General features: G+C 60.5%; 20 protein-coding genes. 5 read left to right on the top strand and 15 right to left on the bottom strand.

Annotated features, from left to right (window positions below):
• Positions 1–19: 19 nt before the first annotated feature.
• The 11 genes from MUY21_RS14560 to MUY21_RS14510 form a co-directional block, all read right to left on the bottom strand.
• Positions 20–172 (bottom strand): StaA, encoded by a 153-nt coding sequence (locus MUY21_RS14560; protein WP_248411066.1) that lies wholly within the window; start codon positions 170–172, stop codon positions 20–22.
• Positions 162–326, bottom strand: coding sequence for a hypothetical protein (locus MUY21_RS14555; protein ID WP_170850626.1), 165 nt, complete (start codon positions 324–326; stop codon positions 162–164). Before MUY21_RS14555 ends, MUY21_RS14560 begins: the two co-directional genes overlap by 11 nt.
• 93 nt (positions 327–419) lie before the next feature.
• Positions 420–938, bottom strand: a complete 519-nt coding sequence (locus MUY21_RS14550; RefSeq protein WP_248411065.1) for a type II toxin-antitoxin system YhaV family toxin — start codon at positions 936–938, stop codon at positions 420–422.
• Positions 935–1,261, bottom strand: a complete 327-nt coding sequence (locus MUY21_RS14545) for a type II toxin-antitoxin system PrlF family antitoxin (protein WP_248411064.1) — start codon at positions 1,259–1,261, stop codon at positions 935–937. Before MUY21_RS14545 ends, MUY21_RS14550 begins: the two co-directional genes overlap by 4 nt.
• A 124-nt stretch (positions 1,262–1,385) precedes the next feature.
• Entirely contained in the window at positions 1,386–2,039 is a 654-nt protein-coding gene (locus MUY21_RS14540; protein WP_248411063.1) for a hypothetical protein, read from the bottom strand.
• Positions 2,039–2,632: a regulator gene (locus MUY21_RS14535; protein WP_248411062.1), complete on the bottom strand. Its 594-nt coding sequence runs from the start codon at positions 2,630–2,632 to the stop codon at positions 2,039–2,041. Before MUY21_RS14535 ends, MUY21_RS14540 begins: the two co-directional genes overlap by 1 nt.
• 74 nt (positions 2,633–2,706) lie before the next feature.
• Positions 2,707–4,689 (bottom strand): ParB/RepB/Spo0J family partition protein, encoded by a 1,983-nt coding sequence (locus MUY21_RS14530; RefSeq protein WP_248411061.1) that lies wholly within the window; start codon positions 4,687–4,689, stop codon positions 2,707–2,709.
• 155 nt (positions 4,690–4,844) lie between these two features.
• Positions 4,845–5,234, bottom strand: a complete 390-nt coding sequence (locus tag MUY21_RS14525) for a DUF3768 domain-containing protein (RefSeq protein WP_248411060.1) — start codon at positions 5,232–5,234, stop codon at positions 4,845–4,847.
• Between the two features lie 87 nt (positions 5,235–5,321).
• Positions 5,322–5,531: a DUF6330 family protein gene (locus MUY21_RS14520; RefSeq protein ID WP_248411059.1), complete on the bottom strand. Its 210-nt coding sequence runs from the start codon at positions 5,529–5,531 to the stop codon at positions 5,322–5,324.
• A 23-nt stretch (positions 5,532–5,554) separates the two neighbouring features.
• On the bottom strand, positions 5,555–6,493 hold the full coding sequence (locus tag MUY21_RS14515; RefSeq protein ID WP_248411058.1) for a zincin-like metallopeptidase domain-containing protein: 939 nt from the start codon (positions 6,491–6,493) through the stop codon (positions 5,555–5,557).
• Positions 6,494–6,533: 40 nt separating this feature from the next.
• Entirely contained in the window at positions 6,534–7,019 is a 486-nt protein-coding gene (locus tag MUY21_RS14510) for a hypothetical protein (RefSeq protein WP_149789500.1), read from the bottom strand.
• Positions 7,020–7,296: 277 nt separating this feature from the next.
• Here MUY21_RS14510 and MUY21_RS14505 point away from each other — a divergent pair, with 277 nt between their 5' ends.
• Positions 7,297–8,499, top strand: coding sequence for a Fic family protein (locus MUY21_RS14505; protein WP_149789499.1), 1,203 nt, complete (start codon positions 7,297–7,299; stop codon positions 8,497–8,499).
• A gap of 131 nt (positions 8,500–8,630) precedes the next feature.
• On the opposite strand, the gene repC is transcribed toward MUY21_RS14505, so the two are convergent.
• From repC to repA, 3 genes are all read right to left on the bottom strand, one after another.
• Entirely contained in the window at positions 8,631–9,866 is a 1,236-nt protein-coding gene (gene repC, locus MUY21_RS14500) for a plasmid replication protein RepC (RefSeq protein WP_248411057.1), read from the bottom strand.
• 177 nt (positions 9,867–10,043) lie between these two features.
• The gene (gene repB, locus MUY21_RS14495) at positions 10,044–11,060 is read right to left on the bottom strand and encodes a plasmid partitioning protein RepB (RefSeq protein WP_057821967.1); all 1,017 of its coding nucleotides are present in this window, start codon (positions 11,058–11,060) and stop codon (positions 10,044–10,046) included.
• Complete coding sequence (gene repA / locus MUY21_RS14490; RefSeq protein ID WP_149789497.1) at positions 11,057–12,244, bottom strand: plasmid partitioning protein RepA; 1,188 nt, start codon at positions 12,242–12,244, stop codon at positions 11,057–11,059. The genes repB and repA overlap by 4 nt, the downstream gene beginning before the upstream one ends.
• Before the next feature lie 314 nt (positions 12,245–12,558).
• Between repA and MUY21_RS14485 the strand changes: the two genes are divergently transcribed.
• Both MUY21_RS14485 and MUY21_RS14480 read left to right on the top strand, forming a co-directional pair.
• On the top strand, positions 12,559–12,786 hold the full coding sequence (locus MUY21_RS14485; RefSeq protein ID WP_009815510.1) for an AbrB/MazE/SpoVT family DNA-binding domain-containing protein: 228 nt from the start codon (positions 12,559–12,561) through the stop codon (positions 12,784–12,786).
• Positions 12,776–13,171, top strand: a complete 396-nt coding sequence (locus MUY21_RS14480) for a PIN domain-containing protein (protein WP_057821969.1) — start codon at positions 12,776–12,778, stop codon at positions 13,169–13,171. Before MUY21_RS14485 ends, MUY21_RS14480 begins: the two co-directional genes overlap by 11 nt.
• Here MUY21_RS14480 and MUY21_RS14475 read toward each other — a convergent pair.
• Entirely contained in the window at positions 13,155–14,051 is an 897-nt protein-coding gene (locus MUY21_RS14475; protein WP_248411056.1) for a recombinase family protein, read from the bottom strand. The genes MUY21_RS14480 and MUY21_RS14475 overlap by 17 nt on opposite strands.
• 226 nt (positions 14,052–14,277) lie before the next feature.
• On the opposite strand from MUY21_RS14475, the gene MUY21_RS14470 reads away from it, so the two are divergent.
• On the top strand, positions 14,278–15,345 hold the full coding sequence (locus tag MUY21_RS14470) for a hypothetical protein (protein WP_248411055.1): 1,068 nt from the start codon (positions 14,278–14,280) through the stop codon (positions 15,343–15,345).
• A 156-nt stretch (positions 15,346–15,501) separates the two neighbouring features.
• Positions 15,502–15,966: a helix-turn-helix domain-containing protein gene (locus tag MUY21_RS14465; RefSeq protein ID WP_248411054.1), complete on the top strand. Its 465-nt coding sequence runs from the start codon at positions 15,502–15,504 to the stop codon at positions 15,964–15,966.
• Positions 15,967–16,070: the final 104 nt, after the last annotated feature.

Below are 16,070 nucleotides of genomic sequence, written 5' to 3'. Positions count from 1 at the left end.
GCTGACCTCCAAGGCTTGGTCAGGACTTGGGTTCGACCTCCCGTTTCGCATCAATCAATGCCTGTGCGGCCTGCATCACCTGAACTTGAGATGTTCCCGTGCATTCCTCCTCCAGCGCGGCCTGCACCTTCGCGCGAAACCACGCGTCATACGAATTGACATCAACCGCCACGGAAATGCTCCTCGAGCCCGATATCCAGCAGCTTGCCGAGGTCATCGGGCATGTCTGCAACGTGCACAGCAATTGGGAAACGGTGCCCCGTCAGGTCAGGCGCGCATTGCTCCTCTAGCCCGAGGTGCTGCCTATCCTTTTCCGCCTCAATCATTGTGCTTTCTCCGACCCTATTATCAGCCGAGCTACATCTTCCAGCGGGGCGTCGTAAACGATAATGCCAAAGGGTCACAGCAAGCTGGCCCACTTACAGCTCAGGCGCCGCTACTAGGGATTTCTCGAACCGCTTGTCCGCCACCGCGGCTTCTTTCAGGAGCGCGTCGAAATTGTCAGGTGGGTTGCCATCTTCCAGCATCCCTTTGAAGGTCGCGTAGGCATCCGTCTTGCTGCCATAGGCGCGCAGGGTCTTGTCGTCGTTCACCCAGGCCACCACGATGACCTTCGCATCGCTGTTGAACCGGTAGAACAACCGATACTGCTGGAAGAATTTCGCCCGGAACCAGTGCTTGCGGTGATCGCCGAGTGTGCCGCCTTGCCGGAAGGCGGCGGCACCCGGATCTGCCGGTATGGCCTCGGTGACCAGCTTGAAGATGGCGGCCAGCCGTTTCGTCGGGTTTTTCTTGCGCCAGGTCTTAGGATCGCGTGCCTTACGCGCCTCGACCTCCAGGGTCAGCCCTTCGAGCTGATCCAGAAAGAGCGGATGCGCATAAATCGACCATCCGTTTACGACAAGGGGCGCCCCTGCGGGCACGGTATCGCCGGTCATTCATCCTCGAGCGATAGCGGCGCATCGAGATCGATGTCAACGTCTCCGACCAGTGCTGCAAGACGGTCATGCAAAGCCCCATCGAACGCCCGAATGCGATCCGGATGCGCCTTGATATCGGCCTCGACAAAATCGAGAAAGGCGCCGAGCGCGGGATCATCCTCGTCGCTGCGCACGGGCTCGATATAGACCCTGCCACTCGGCTCGGTGCAGTAACGAATCTGGTCGCCCTTGCCCAGCTTGAGCTGTTTGCGCACACCCGCCGGCACGGTCGTCTGATACCGATCCGTGAGTTTCGATACATCTTGTGCGAGGGCTGTCATGGCAGTCTCCTGAAGAAAAGGGGCTTTGCTGCCCGCGATAGGTAATGCATTTGCATTGCCTTGTCAAGACAAGCCGCTGCATCTGCTGTCGCCGGGCAGGTCGATGAACCGTCCGGCGCAGGACCTAATGTCGCCCCGCCAGGAACTCCGCCAGCACCGGGCTAGCCGCACCTTTCGCGGAGCTGAGCAGCTCCGAACCCGCAAGCGTGGCCTTCGAGAGGCGTACGAGCCCGCCGGTTTCCTCGATGCGGTAGCAGCGGCGCTTTTGCCGCCCGCGTCTGTAGTGGGTTGCGGTGACGATCTGACAGGTACTGCCATCGGTCAGGGTCACAGGCGCGGCGAGCTTGATCCTGTCGCCCTCTTGATAGTCAGGGATCGCGGCCCAGTCCTGGCAGCGCTGGCGCCATGCATGGGCGTAGCTGTCCGGATCTTTCAGGTCGGAGAGGAGCTTGATCAGCCCAAGGGGAGCACGAGACTTGTTCGTACCCGCGCTTTCTTCCATGTCCTTGTAGCCCCAGCAGCCGTCATCGTATCGGGTGAGGAAGACAGCCCCGAAAGTGATCGAGCCGTCAGGATCGGTGATATAGGTCGCGTCCTCGACAGGGGTGCCGTCGCGATTGGTAACCCTAGCCGCTGCATACCAGGTGGAGCCAACCTTACAGGCCTTGACCAGTTCAGTTCTGCGCCTGTCGCCCTCAAAGGTGCAGAGCCGGGCAATCTCCGCTTTCTCATCCGCGTAGGTCTGGACGCGGCCGTCGGTGTAGAAGAGCCAACCCATCACGCCGCCCTCCGGTCATCGATTTCCATCAGGGCATCGAGCGGCACGCGGTAGGGCTGCATCGCGTCGAAATCCTCGCAATTGCCGCAGTTCTGCACGATCGCGAAGGTGTCGCAGGCATCCTTGAGAATGACCCGGAAGGTGCCCCCGAGGCCCGAGGGCACCTCGTAGGTCCCGCCGATGAGATAGTCCGAGGCCCGGCGCACGAAGACGCGGATGCTGTGGCCATCGGTGGCGAGCCGGATGGCCCCCCGCCCCCGGTCGATGAGCACCTGCACATCGTCGAGAATGTCCGTGTAAAACTGGCCGGTCAGATCGCGGAACGCCATGCGGCGCTGCGCCATCCAGTCGGTATCCCGAAACGGGTTCATGCCATCTGCGAAAGCGAAGGAGGGATCGGCCTGCTCGGTGGTGACGATGCGGGTGGTGGTGCCGTCGATCCCGTTCGAGCGCAGATGCACGCCATTGCCGACGATGAGGATCAGGGCGGGCCTGTCCACCGGTCCCTTCCAGTTGGGCAGGAAGGTCTTGCAGGCGCGCGCGTGGGCGATTTGCGCCGCGACAGCGGACGCAGAGAACTTGAGAATAGCCATGGGGATGTCTTTCTGTTCGGTTTGGAAGGGTCGACCCGCGCGCTCGGAATGCTCCGCGCGGGTCAATTGATGCGTCAGGCCGCTTGCGCGACCTCGCTGGCAGGCTCCGGAGTTTCCCCGGTGTGCACCGCCTCCTCAAAGGCGCCACCCGCGGTCTGCATCATCGGCGGGCACCAGGCGGCCACGGCAGCGCGCTGCGCGTCCGTGAGTGTGGCGAAGGGTTCGGCGAAGAGCTTGTCACAAAAGGCGACGATCTCCCTCTTGCTCGACGAGGCCAGCGTCACCGCCTCCTGGGCGAGACCCAGATCTTCGCCGAGGATCCTCAGGAGCCAGGCCTTCTTGAAGCGGTTGAAGAGCGCCGCATTCGGCGTCCAGTGGGCGCGGATGTCGGGCATGATCTCGATCTCGAACGCATGCATCAGGCTGTCGCGCTGGCGGTCCCGCGCAAAGCAGGACTGCGTGGTGCTCGCGGTTGCAAAGGCGACGAGCTTGGCTTTCTCGCCCGGCTCTAGCGCGCGAAACGCCGCGAACTGATCGGCGGGCGCGCGGGTGTCATCAAGCCACGAGAGGTCAAGCGCATCATGCGCCGCCGCCACCTGCTCGAGCGAGGTCTCGTCGATCTCGTCCATCTTGGCGTGGGTGCGGTATTCCCTGCGTGCCTCGATCCTGATCGCCTGCGTGACACTCATACCGCTGGCCAGAACATCACTGACCAGCTTGAAGAGCGTCAGATCGAGCGTGGCCTCCGGATGCAGCGCCATCGCGGCGCCAAGGGCCATGGCCCGCTCGGTTTTAAGGTCCTCGGCCAATGAGGCCGGGTAGCTGATTTCGCCTGCGTCCGGGGCCCCCTCCCCCGTCGGGTTGACCGACGAGCCGCGCGCGCCTTCCACTTTCACGGTGTCCTCGGGGCGGACGAGGCCAATATGGAGCGTGATCTGCCCACCCTGCCACGACGCGATCACCCCGGACCGCGCAAGGTCCTCGGCGCTGTAGGCCTCCTGCAGGTCGCGGGCTTCCTCTTCCAAGGCGTCCACGCGGTCGTAGAGCGCATTGTAGGCATCGTCTTCGAGCCCCTCATCTTCCATCTCGAGCTGGAGTTGCTCAAGCTCGGCAGTGATCTCGTCGATGCGCTTCTGGGCGGCCTCGTCGGGCTCGATTGGACCGGGATAGACGCGGCCGTAGTCGGCCATGGTCGCGTAATCATAGCGGACCATCGCATCGGCCCAGGCAAAGCCAAGCTTTATGCGGGCCTCCTCGGCGGCGTCCGCGAGCTTCTCGAGCAGGATGGTCTCGACCAGCGCCGCATCTTCCAGCACCGAATGCTCTTCCAGAAGATCGGCCGCGACAGCGCCGCCGCGGGCCTCGTAGTCTTCCCGCACGAAGGCCCCGATATCGTCGCTGACCTGCACGCCGCGGGACTTCAATGCCTGACGGACAGTGTAGGCCTGCAGATAGCTGTCTTCCTTGGTGAGCGCCTCGTAGACCTCGCGCTGCACCTCCTGGCTCGGGTGCTCGGCAAAGGCCTTCATCGTGTCGAGCGTGATCGTCTTCGCCCGCGCCGCCGCGCGAATGTCGGGGTGGATCAGGCCATAGCGCAGACGCCCCTTCACGGCAGCGACCGTGGTGCCGAAGGTTCTTGCGATGGTCTCGGGCGTCTGACCGTCGACCTCCATCATCCGCGCGAAGGCCTCGAATTCGTCGATGGCATTCATCGGCGCTTGCGTGATGTTCTCGGCAAGCGACAGGGCTGTGGTGACGTCGCACTCCTCCGGCACAAGGCGGCACTCCACCTTGGTCTTCGCGGTGAACGCCTTGGCGGCCTTTTCCGCGACCAGCTCCTTCAGCGCGGCATGGCGTCGGCCACCGGCCAGCACTGCATATTTGTCGTCAAGCTTCTGGACGAGGAGCGGCTGGAGCAGGCCCAGAACGGCGATGCTTGCCTTCAGATGCGCGATGTTCTCGGGGTCATAGGTTTCCGGCGCGTTGCTGCGCACATTGGCGGGATGCGGGACGAGATCGCCGATAGCGACGGTAAGGGGAGCAAAGCTTGTGGTCATGGGATATCCTTCCAAGAGGGTGAGGTGTGGCCCGCGCGCTCACGCGCGTGACCAATCCCCGGCTTCAGGGATCACAACAACAAAAGGCCCACTTTCCCTTTGAGGAGTCAGCGGGCCTTCATCGTCTCAGATGTCAGGGTGAGGAGTCCCCTGCCCTACCAGTCGCGCGCCAGCATGATGGTCAGCACGCGCATGGTGGTGGCAGGATTGTCCGGGGTCTCAGCCCCATAGCGGAAGTCCGAGTCTGCTTCATAGAGATCGATCTTCCAGAACACGGTCTCGCCCCGGATCTCGACCGCCCCGAAATCGTGCCAGCCTTCAGGGTCATTCTCAGGCTCGAACATGGCAAACTCACCAGTTGCCTTCACCGCCTCGGCCATGAAGCCGTCGCCAGCCTCCATAAGCGAGCGGGTGACATGCATCCGGCCCTGTATGGGCTGCACCGGCGGCACCCCGAGGCATGCGAGCTTGCGAAACGCGTCGTTCTGCGCCGCGATCACACTCGGATCAGGGCTGTCTGTCTGGGTTTGTGCGGTGATGGTCATGGGGCATTCCTCTGTGAAATTGAAACACCGAATCCAAAGCCCACTTTTCCTTTTCCGCACGGCGGATGAATCGAGGCCGAAGGCGCCCTACCCGAACAGCCCCTTGGGTCTGTAATTCGGGTTGGGGATGGTTTCGATCCAGCCGCCCTGTTCCTTGATGGTCTCGAGCGCTGCCGAGAGTGGATAGGCGCCCTCGGACTGGCTCCACCAATAGGCACCGCGCTTGAAGGTGATGATCTTGCGGCGGCCACCTTCAAAGCAGGCCACCCGCAGCGTCTTGGGTTCCTTGCGTGACATGGGCGTCTCCGTTCTCCCTGTAGTCAGGCGGCCTCGGCGTCCTCCTCTACCCTCCCCACCTCCGATCTGGCGATCAGGTAGTCGCAAGCGCGCTGCGCGTCAGCGGCGTGCTTGAAGATCGCGCCCTTGTCCGACCGAAGAACGCGCAACCAGTTGTGGAGGTAGGCGGCATTCATCTCGAGCGTATGCGCCGTGAAGCCGAGCGTCTGACCCAGGAACACCGAGGTCAATTCCGCGACGATCTCCTCGCGCGCATAGGACGTGTTGCCAAACTTCGAGAACCCGAAATCGCGGTTCAGTCGATGGGGGGCTTTCGTGGCATGGGCCAGCTCATGCGCCCAGACCCCGTAGAAATTGCGCGGGTTCTCGAAACGCGCGATCGACGGCATGTAGACCTTATCCACGGGGGGCAAATAGTACGCCTCCGTTCCTGTGAAGACGGTCGTGATGTCGATGGCATCGAAAAACGCCTGCATGTGCGGGATCGGCTCGGACGGCGGATGCTCGGGTACGGGCTCCGGGTCAGGGTAGAAACTTTCGGGCAGGCCATCGATCTGGCAGGCATTGAACACGCGATATGATTTCTGGAAGCGGAAGATGCGGGCTTCCTCGGAGCGATCATCCCCGTCGCTGCGGTCATCCTCATCGCCGGCATCCCTCCGGCTTTGACCGTAGTAAACGACGACAGAGGACTTTTCGCCCTTGCGGACCTTTGCGTCCAACGCATTGGCTTGCGGCAGCGTCATCCAGAAAGGTGAGCTGTGGCCCGCCATCACGGTCCGCATCGTCAGCAGGAAGTTGTTCACCCCCTGGTAGGGTTCACCGCCCACGCGCAGGGGACGAGAGCTGCCCCCTGCGGTCCATGGCTTGCGCCACGGCAGGACGCCGCGCTCGATGATGCGGATGATTTCGTTTGTGATGACCTCGGAGGCATCGAATTTGGGCGTGCGGGATCGGGCCATGGCTGGCCTCCTTTCGAGTTTTGGTGAGAGGGAATGGTGATCAGGCTGACTGACGGGGCCGCGGATCATTGGTGATGCTCACGCCAAGCTGTTCGACCATGTCGATGTAGGTGATCAGCGAGACGGACTTGCCAGGCCCCCAAGGTTCAGGGTCGACCGATCCGTCCCGCGTCACCCGCGGCAAGTTCGCGAAGGCGATGAAGTCACTGATGGGTCGGATATCGATGAACGGGGTTCCTCGTGCGACCGCGAGGGCGGCCAAGGGAAAGCGCTCGATCGGCGCGAGGGTCGAGACGGTGGTCCAACCGAGATGGATGAACGTGCCGCCCTCTCCGCAGATCACATGGGCATTCGGCAGCGTCGCCGCCTGCCTGAGATAGCCGAGATCACGCAGGACGGTCTCGCGCTCGAGCTGCAGTGCCTGGCCCGTCTGGCCAGTTCGGCGTAGTTCCTTGTGCCGCCACCACGAGGCAGCGGTCGCGCGTAACACGCGCAAGACACCTGTTTGCATCGGAATGCCCTTCATCAGGAAAGACAGACCGGAATCCGGCCCGGACCCATCTGAGGGACCCCAAAGGCCCTCATCCGTCAGTCACAAAACCCGAAGAACACTTTCTCTTTTTCCGGCCCTTTTGGGCACACAACAAAACCGAAAAGCCCGGCCCTTCTGCCGAAGCCATTGATTTCATGCAGCAATTCTAGATCGGCAGCCAGGATCGGCAACGCATATCGGCAAAACCTTGCTTGAAAGTACGAAATGTGTTTATTTTTCAATTACTTTGCAAACATAGAAGATCGGCAAAATGCTGGAGACACCCGCCAGGATCGAACCCTGCTTCTTTGAGGAGCATATTCCTACAGAACTGGCAGACCTTTCGGTCGACATCCAGAGGCAAGCCACCGGGCTGGGACAAGGGTTGCATCCTGACAGCGCAGCCGAACTTGCCGATCTCGTCCGTGTGATGAACTGCTACTACTCCAACCTGATCGAAGGACACAACACGCGCCCCCGCGACATCGAAAGGGCGCTGGCTGGTGCCGAGCTTGAGGAAGAAACCCGTCCCCTCGCCCTTGAGGCCCGGGCGCACGTCATCGTTCAACGGGCCATCGACGAGATGCATCGCAAGGGCACCCTGCCCCGCCCCACATCCGTCGAATTCCTGACTTGGGTCCATAAGAGCTTCTACGACGAGATGCCGGATGAGTTTCGGGTCATCGAACATCCCGACGGCACACAAGAGCCCATCGTTCCGGGACGCATGCGCCAGGATGATGATCGGGAAGTTGCGGTCGGGCGCCACCTACCTCCTTCATCGTCGCGCGTCGCGGCATTCATGGACCATTTCGACAAACGATTTCAGATTGCGGCGCGGTCTTCGAGCGGACGGATCATCGCGATCGCCTCTGCGCATCACCGGCTCAACTACATCCACCCTTTCCCAGATGGTAACGGCCGTGTCAGCAGACTGATGTCTCATGCCATGGCCCTCACAGCGGGGATTGGTGGCCAAGGGCTCTGGTCCGTATCACGTGGGCTGGCCCGCGGGCTAACCGATCGGGGCGAGTACAAACGGATGATGGATCTGGCCGACAGTCCACGTCGCGGAGACCGCGACGGACGGGGGAACCTGTCAGAAGCGGCACTGAGGACGTTCAGTGAATGGTTCCTAAAGGTGACGCTCGATCAGATCATCTTCTCAGCAAGATTGTTCGATCTCGGCGGACTGGACCAACGGTATCGTCGTCTTGTTGCAGATACCATCGATGACAAGCGTGCGCCGGAACTGATCTCGGCGGTACTTCGGCATGGCGCACTGGAACGAGGCGACGCGCAGATTGTGCTCAAGACATCCGAGCGTACTGCTCGCAACACACTGAGTAAACTGACTGCCGCCGGATACCTGACCTCCGCATCTCCGAAGACTCCGGTGCGGTTGGCGTTTCCGTTGGACTACCGGGAACGTCTTTTCCCTAACCTGTTTGGCGATGGTGACCTGCCGGCGTGACTGGCAACCGAAGGACCCTGTTTCTGGCCAAGTCCGCGAGCGCAGCCTCTGACCGTGTTGGAAAGAAGTTCACAACTGTGAACTATCCCGAGCTATCCTACTTGTCAGCCGAGTTCACAGCTGTGAACTCATCATGCAGCATCCCGCCGCATCAAGGCCATGATCATCGGACCGCAGGAGAACTCCCCAATTGCTGCCTTTGAAGATAGGGTTCTCAAGTAGCCTCCAGGTGATCGGATATCCGCAAACCGTTCAAGCATTGCAACGATCACAACAGACGCTTCTTCGGGACCCATATAGCGTTTGGCCTCGTCCCACGCGGACGGGGAAATACCCATCATGGGCCTGACCACATCAGCCACCCGGACCAGATCGTGCCAGTGGCGCACGGGCTGCTCGGAATACGCTTTGAATTCCTGACAGGAGGCGAGGACGAGACCAAGCGGTATGTTCGGCATCAGTTGATCGTCAATAGTTGCCGTTGAGTTGCCCTCATCTTCAGAACACAGAGGACTATTGGCAACTTCTGGAGTTTCGCGCACAGCGCCTCCGCCCCGCGCTTTTTCTAAGCGAGGTTCAAGATCATAAGAGTCTTTATTTGAATTCTGATAGTGCTGCTCAGAAACAGCATCATTGGTGCTCATATTTTCTGTTTCACAGCCATCCAGAAGGCTTCGGGCGTGATCTAAAGCTGACCCCAAAGCGTCTTCGATGCGCCTAAGGTCTTCCATTTCGAGTTTTCTGCGAAGATCTCGGGCCGTTAGGGCCGCAAGATCAGAGAATTGGTCCCAGACGCCTTGATCCGGACGAAGTGAGCGCCCGTACTCGGCCAGCCCTGCGAGGTCACGCCGCATGAGGCTCACAGTGGCACGTAGGCGCTTGTACCGCTCTTCTGCGGCCCGGACGGTCTCAGCGGCCTCACAAACCTCCTGGAAGCGTCGAACGAGCGGAGAGAGGTCGAACCCAAACGCAACCTTTTCGTCGCCGTAGCGGCGGGCATAGCGCTTCCCATTGGGGCTATCGCGCCGGATAACAAAGCCAGTCTGCACAAGGTTGGAGAGGTGGCGCCGCATCGTCGAGCAGGGCATGCCGTTCAGGCGCTCGCAAATCGCCTTGTTGGACGGATGTACAATCAATTCGCTGTCATTGCCTCCGAGAATTGTCGCTTGGTGAAAGCTGACCAGCGCCTGAAGCACCGTCAAATCCCGATCGGACAAGCCGAACGCGACTCGAGCGGCAGCGAGCTCCCTCAGGACCTCCCACTTGTTGGCGCCGGCTGGGGGCAGGTCTTCCTGGGTCGCTGCCTGATGTTTCAGGATGGCAGCATCTATCGTTCGCCGGAACGGCGTTACGGGCGTGTATTCCATTTTGTCATTCACGAAGACAAAAATATCCCGGTCCGCGAATCACTTTGGACTTGCGGAAAATAGCTCCGGACACTACCTTGAAGGTGCTAGAAACAAGTTAGGGTCTCGTGGAGTGGTCGCTTTGCGGGACCTTTTCTTTTGCCTTTTCGTGCCTCCTTCTTTGATTTCTGCTCTTCCTCAGTCTTCCGACCGCTGCTTCCAGCGTTCGTGAAGGTCTTCAATCATGTCATGTACTTGCGTCTCGACCCAATCGGCGAAGTCTCCACCCGCCAACTCGATCGATAGGCCCTTGGCAGTGCGTTTGACCGTGCCGCCGCGTTTGCCGCCGATCTTCAGCGGGACGCTGGAAGGTGGGGCAGGGGAGGGCGACTTGGCCGGTTTAATCGCCTTGGTCACAGCCTTTTCTACGGCCAGGAACGCTTGGATGGACGGGTCATTGGTAGAGGCAACGTCATCCACCACCATGGAGGTCTCGGCATTTTCACGTGCCTCTTTCGCGATCCCGATAAGGTCCTCGCGGTCCAGACCATTCTCGTCGATGGCCCGACCAAGGGATTCCCATCGGGGTCGGCCAATGCCATGGGCGGCGCCAATGGCGCGTACCAGATCCGGCCCGACCATGTCCGCGATCGCGATCGCCATAGATATGGACGACTTCGTGACGGTAAGAATTTCTGCAACTTGAGATTGATTTCCGAAGCCGGACGACACAAGGTCCTTTGCGAACAGGGCCTTTTCAATAAAAGACAAATCGCGCCGCCCCATGTTCTCCGAAATCTGAGCACGCAGAGCGCTGTCGTCATCCAGGTTGGTGACTAACGCGCGAACCTTGGTAACCTTATCGGACTGACGGATCGCCTCCAGCCTGCGTCGCCCATAGACCAAAAGGTAGCGATCATCTTCACCCGGCGCACGTCGCACGAGGATCGGAACAGTCTGACCGTTCGCCTCAATCGCGTCGCGCAAATCCAGTACATCGGCCGGGTCAAGTCGGTCCGCCATACGCCCGTCTTCGATGCTCGCCGGGTCCAGTTCCCAAACATGATGGGAATCGACCGCGTCGCGGGCGGACCGAAGGGCGCGATTCGAGGTCATCATCGGTGTCACAGCACCTGTCTGAGGGGCAGGGGAGGGGGCCCCAGCTGCCGCGAGACTGTCCAGCATTGACATGCGCTTCTTCTTGCCACTGGTCATGTGCGCCCCCAGGTTCTCTGGATCAGGTCGGCGATCTCGTCATTCAGCGTATTCAGGCTCTCAATCGCGCGATCATAGGTGGAACGCGTGAACGCGCTGCGTTCCACTTCATAAAGTGTCTGCTTGGTCAGGCCCGCATCTGAGATGGCTGTAGACTTCAACATGGGCGAATTCAGCACGGCTTCGCCGTACATTGTTCGCAGGAAAGCCACGATGCGGTTCTGCGGCGCATCCTGCGGCTCGTAGCGGGTCAAAACATAGCGCATCCAGTCATGAGACATGTCAGCGCCGCTCTCGGCGATCACGTCCATGAGGTCGGCTGTCATGCGGAGGAATTGCGACATGGACATCACATCGAGCATCTCTGGATGGATGGTCACCAGAACGCCCGTGGCCGCGGACAGGGCGGACATGGTCAGAAAGCCAAGCTGCGGCGGGCAATCTATGACGACCACGTCGTAGTCCTCATCGACCTGGGCCAGCGCCTCCTTCACGCGGAAGAAGAAAAGTCCGGCATTGCCCTGTGCCAGCGCGCGCGGGGTGTCGTGCTCGAATTCCATCAGTTCGAGGTTGCCGGGGATCAAGTCCAAATTGGGGATATAGGTCTTGCGGATGACCGACCGGATCGGCTCCGGGTCCTCATAGCGGATCGCATCGTAGAGAGTGCCACCATCTTCGAGGTCCAATTCCGGCTGAACGCCGTGCAGCGCGGTGAAGGAAGCTTGTGGGTCAAGATCAATGCCCAGCACACGATATCCGCGCAGGGCAAGCCGTTGGGCGAGATGGGCAGAGGTTGTTGTTTTTCCAGACCCACCCTTGAAATTCATCACGCCGATGACCTGAAGATGATCACCTTCTCGTCGTCCGGGAACGTAATCGCCCGGCTTGCGAGCGGTTTTTTCAAGGAGCACACGCAGCGCCTGGATATCCTGCGCCGAGTAAAGACGACGGTTGCCGGCGGTAAGCTCGGGAGAAGGCCCTTTGCCATCCAAGTTGAGTTTGCGAAGATAGGAATCGTTTACGCCGAGTAGCGCCGCAGCCTCACCAGAGGTGAATTTGCGCATGGTCTTCTCGGCATCGGGTGGAAACAGGCTCTCACGTTGCGAATGCAACTGGTTCGCCAGCCATTCCGAATGCTGGCGGATCACCGCGTTGAGATCCTCATGCACAAAGGTATTATCCATCTGCCCTCTCGCTTCCGAGACATCGCGTCTTTGGCGTGTTCACGGAAATTGACGTTTTTTGCCTCGTTTCCGTGACTATTGGCGCAAGAGTCGGATTCGCGCAAGGTTTTTCCACATCTAGTGGGCGAGTCCTCACCGAACACAAGGCTGTTAGGCTTCCTGCTGCATGGTGTAACGCACCGCATCCCACGAAAAGGGACAGGGCAGAACTCTTTTCGGAGGGCTCCAACATGGCTTTAGAGCGCACCAAAGCTTGCCTTTTGGCAGTTCTGGATATACATTATTGGATGTTTATCCATGCCTGAGAGGACAAGATGCAAGTTGCCAAATGGGGAAACTCCCTTGCCGTCCGGCTACCCGCGGATCTTGTGAGGGAACTCGGCTTAAAGGAAGGTGATCAGGTCGACCTGGTAAAGGACGATGGAACCATTCTTGTGAGACGCCAACCTCGTGCCGATGAAGTTCTGCAAGGGCTAAGGCGGTTTCGCGGAAAACTGCCCAAGGACGCGCGTCTAAGCCGCGACGCCGCGCATGAGCGCTGAATTCGCAGACACGAATGTTGTGCTCTACCTGCTCGACGATGGTCCAAAGGCTGAGAGGGCGGAGGAAATTCTGGGGCAGGGACCCCGGATCAGCGTTCAGGTCCTGAACGAAGCGATGGTCAATTGCCGACGGAAAGCTGGGCTCAGTTGGGAAGATACCGGAGCGTTTCTTGAGGGTATTAAGTCCTTATGCCCTGTCGAGGGCCTAACGGTTCAAACCCATCAAGTCGGTCGCGCGTTGGCAGAGAAGTACCAGTTATCGGTCTATGACGCGATGATCGTGTCTGCCGCGCTGATCGCTGGGTGCACGACGTTGTGGACTGAGGACATGCACGACGGATTGCTGGTCGAGGATCGGCTGCGCATCGTCAATCCATTTGCCTGACCAGCAACCCAAGTCGCTCCGCCCGTTCCAACAGCATCCTAACGGATGACGGTTGCCAGCTTGTACGTCCCCGTGGAGTCCGCTCACGCATGGCTTCCAACCGGTCGCAGATCGACTGTAGCGTGATTTCCGGGTCCGAACCTTTGATGGCCGCAACAATCGCAGGCAGGCGATCGTCGGTTTCGCAACGTCCAGCGCGTCCAAGCACTTCAGCGGGCAGGAACCCGTCCCGCACATATGCTTTCACGGCGCGGAGCAGGCGGCTTTGCGTCCAATGGCGGCTGTGGGGTAGGGGGCCATTGATAATCCGCAGAACGTCTTCCCATGCCATATCGGGGCGCAAGCGGCGCACATGTGGCACCCAATCCTGCGCGGTTTCGTTCAGGCGCTCCATGTAGCCGTCCTGTCGTGCCAGCCGCACCTTGCGCAGCGCGGCGGGGTCTTTGGTGCGAAGCCCAGGATTGCCACCAACGCGCCCTTTGGCGCGTGCCGAGGCAAGGCCCGCCTTGGTACGCTCGCGTATTAGCGCGCGTTCGAACTCGGCCGCGGCGCCCAGAACCTGCAGCGTGAACTTTCCTTGAGGGGAGGCAGTGTCGATCGGGTCCTGGAGCGAGCGGAAGAACGCCCCCTTGCCTTCCAGTCTTTCGATCACCTCAAGTAGGTGCGACAAAGACCGCGCAAGCCGGTCGATCCGCACGACGACCAGCGTGTCGCCCTTGCCAATCCGCTCCAGCACACGTGCAAGCACGGGCCGCGCGCGATTGCCGCCCGAGGCGTGCTCTTCAAAGATCTCGGCGCATCCCGCAGACTGCAGTGCCTCAGACTGGGGCAGGGGGGTCTGATCCTCGGTGGAGACGCGCGCATAGCCAATCAGCGGCATGAAACTGGGCCGTTTGCAATTTTATGTACCACCAATAAACGACCGTTTGTAAACGAATGCAAGGGCGTGCTCTGTGGCTATGCTTACCGGAATGCCCTTTGTTTCCATACAATGAGCGCGATCAGAGAGCCCTCGGCGACCATCGCCCGCGCGTGCTACATAAGGAGCGTGGGCGTACTCTGACAAAACCCTTGGGTAATGTGCAGAATTCCAGTATTTTGCATATATGAAGCCTCAAGCGCCTGCGTTGCATGATGAATCGGACGTTCTCTTCCTCGACGCTGAGGAGGTGGAACAGTCGTCTGAGGACGATCTTTGGTTCCTGCCCGGTCCCATGGAAGAGGAGCCGGATTATCTGCCGCCCGGACCGCGGGCCGAACCGCGTGAAACCGAGGTCCTCGACGATTGGCGGAAGGCAGAGGCGGGTCATGCCGCGCGTCTTGCCCGTGTGGCCGGTCGCGTCGGCGCGCTGGACGACCGCCTGAAGCGCAGCCCGGAAGGATGGCGGCACAGGTTAGCCCTGATCGAGGCTGCCGACCTCAGCTGGTTCGTGGGTGACCGCATCGGCCCAGATCGGCTGACGCTCTGGATCTCCATGCGCTTGTCCGGCGTACAGGACGACACCGGATCACTTGCGCGGGTTGGTTGGGCGGTGCGGCGTTTGACAGGGGGGCCAAGCCCAGAGGTGGACCTGTCCGCCTTCCTCGACCGTCGCGATCCCGATAACATGACAGATGAAGCCGAGCCTTTCGCGGATCGTGCGGGCGGTTGGCTGAACCTGATGGCGCAAGCCGCCGAGCTGCACCCGATAACCCGTGCTTGCGCGGGTTATCACCTCTGGAACCTCGCGGGCCTCGGGCTGCACGGCGACCGAATGGAAGCAGCGGTTACGGCCGCGCGGATCGCGGCCAGCGAGGGCAAGGGAGCAGTCTTTGCACCTCTGGCCATGGGCGGGGCAGGGGGGTTGCGCGCCGGTGGCCCACCCGCTGACCGCCTGGCGCGCTGGCTGGACGGGATGGAGACGGCGTGTCTGACCGCGATGCGACACCTCGACGATATCGAGGCATGGTCAGCGAGGGCGGCAGCCGACATGACCTCGCTCTCGGGCAAGACCCCACGCGCGTTGCGCGCCCTGCTGACCGAATGGCCCCTAGTCTCCGCTCCGATGGCTGAGACCCTTACAGACTCGAGCCGCGCCGCGGTCCAGCGTAACCTCGCCTGGATGGAAGCGCGGGGTCTGGTCCGAGAGCTAACCGGGCAAGGACGCTATCGGATGTGGCGCACCACGAACTGAAGGCCGCAGAAGACTTCGCCGATTTTGCTGGCGGCCAAGGTGACCTTCATAACTCGCGCGCCAGTAGGGCGTGAAGAAACCCGTATGCAGTTAATGCATTTGTTGCACTTATTTCATATATGATGGTAGACAGCAGAAAACAGAGAGGAGACCATCATGAACATGTTGGCACACCGACATCTTCCACCGACCCCGCAGGACGCGGCGATCGCGCGCGTCTCGGGACAGGCCCTGTCGCGCTTTGCGGCGGCCCGGGGACCGCTGAAACTTCGCGTTACAGACGCGGAGCAGATGGAACCGATCGAACTTCCCGCAGGCGCTGTCGCGCTGCTCATGGAGATCCTTGAAGCGATGGCAGCCGGCTGCGGCGTCACCATCATCCCCGAGAATGCCGAGCTCTCTACGGTCCAGGCAGCTGAGGTTCTGAACGTTTCGCGACCGTTCATTATCAAATTGCTTGAGGATGGCAGTATCCCGCATCGAAAGGTCGGCAAGCATCGCCGCGTCCGCATGGAAGACGTCATGTCGTACAAGGCAGCCATCGACAACGAGCGCGAAGCCGTCCTTGATCAACTTGCCACCGACGCACAGGACCAGGACATGGGCTATGGCTCGAAATGAGCCAGTACATGTAGTGAACCGCAATCATCCGCGTCTTGAACTGCAAACATCGTGGTTTTTCGATCAGATTAACTGCGTTTATCTGGGGTACGGAAACCGAATTG

Source organism: Aliiroseovarius sp. S2029 (assembly GCF_023195575.1).
Classification (GTDB): domain Bacteria; phylum Pseudomonadota; class Alphaproteobacteria; order Rhodobacterales; family Rhodobacteraceae; genus Aliiroseovarius; species Aliiroseovarius zhejiangensis.
This window is presented reverse-complemented; position numbering and strand designations above follow the sequence as displayed.

Bases quoted from the DNA above. Each gene is read 5' to 3' on its own strand.
- MUY21_RS14475 (WP_248411056.1), bottom strand. From the start codon at position 14,051: ATGCCGCTGATTGGCTATGCGCGCGTCTCCACCGAGGATCAGACCCCC.
- MUY21_RS14485 (WP_009815510.1), top strand. From the start codon at position 12,559: ATGCAAGTTGCCAAATGGGGAAACTCCCTTGCCGTCCGGCTACCCGCG.
- MUY21_RS14470 (WP_248411055.1), top strand. From the start codon at position 14,278: ATGAAGCCTCAAGCGCCTGCGTTGCATGATGAATCGGACGTTCTCTTC.
- MUY21_RS14520 (WP_248411059.1), bottom strand. From the start codon at position 5,531: ATGTCACGCAAGGAACCCAAGACGCTGCGGGTGGCCTGCTTTGAAGGT.
- MUY21_RS14505 (WP_149789499.1), top strand. From the start codon at position 7,297: ATGCTGGAGACACCCGCCAGGATCGAACCCTGCTTCTTTGAGGAGCAT.
- MUY21_RS14530 (WP_248411061.1), bottom strand. From the start codon at position 4,689: ATGACCACAAGCTTTGCTCCCCTTACCGTCGCTATCGGCGATCTCGTC.
- MUY21_RS14540 (WP_248411063.1), bottom strand. From the start codon at position 2,039: ATGGGTTGGCTCTTCTACACCGACGGCCGCGTCCAGACCTACGCGGAT.
- repB (WP_057821967.1), bottom strand. From the start codon at position 11,060: ATGACCAGTGGCAAGAAGAAGCGCATGTCAATGCTGGACAGTCTCGCG.
- MUY21_RS14535 (WP_248411062.1), bottom strand. From the start codon at position 2,632: ATGGCTATTCTCAAGTTCTCTGCGTCCGCTGTCGCGGCGCAAATCGCC.
- MUY21_RS14515 (WP_248411058.1), bottom strand. From the start codon at position 6,493: ATGGCCCGATCCCGCACGCCCAAATTCGATGCCTCCGAGGTCATCACA.
- MUY21_RS14545 (WP_248411064.1), bottom strand. From the start codon at position 1,261: ATGACAGCCCTCGCACAAGATGTATCGAAACTCACGGATCGGTATCAG.
- repA (WP_149789497.1), bottom strand. From the start codon at position 12,244: ATGGATAATACCTTTGTGCATGAGGATCTCAACGCGGTGATCCGCCAG.
- repC (WP_248411057.1), bottom strand. From the start codon at position 9,866: ATGGAATACACGCCCGTAACGCCGTTCCGGCGAACGATAGATGCTGCC.
- MUY21_RS14555 (WP_170850626.1), bottom strand. From the start codon at position 326: ATGATTGAGGCGGAAAAGGATAGGCAGCACCTCGGGCTAGAGGAGCAA.
- MUY21_RS14510 (WP_149789500.1), bottom strand. From the start codon at position 7,019: ATGAAGGGCATTCCGATGCAAACAGGTGTCTTGCGCGTGTTACGCGCG.
- MUY21_RS14465 (WP_248411054.1), top strand. From the start codon at position 15,502: ATGAACATGTTGGCACACCGACATCTTCCACCGACCCCGCAGGACGCG.
- MUY21_RS14480 (WP_057821969.1), top strand. From the start codon at position 12,776: ATGAGCGCTGAATTCGCAGACACGAATGTTGTGCTCTACCTGCTCGAC.
- MUY21_RS14550 (WP_248411065.1), bottom strand. From the start codon at position 938: ATGACCGGCGATACCGTGCCCGCAGGGGCGCCCCTTGTCGTAAACGGA.
- MUY21_RS14525 (WP_248411060.1), bottom strand. From the start codon at position 5,234: ATGACCATCACCGCACAAACCCAGACAGACAGCCCTGATCCGAGTGTG.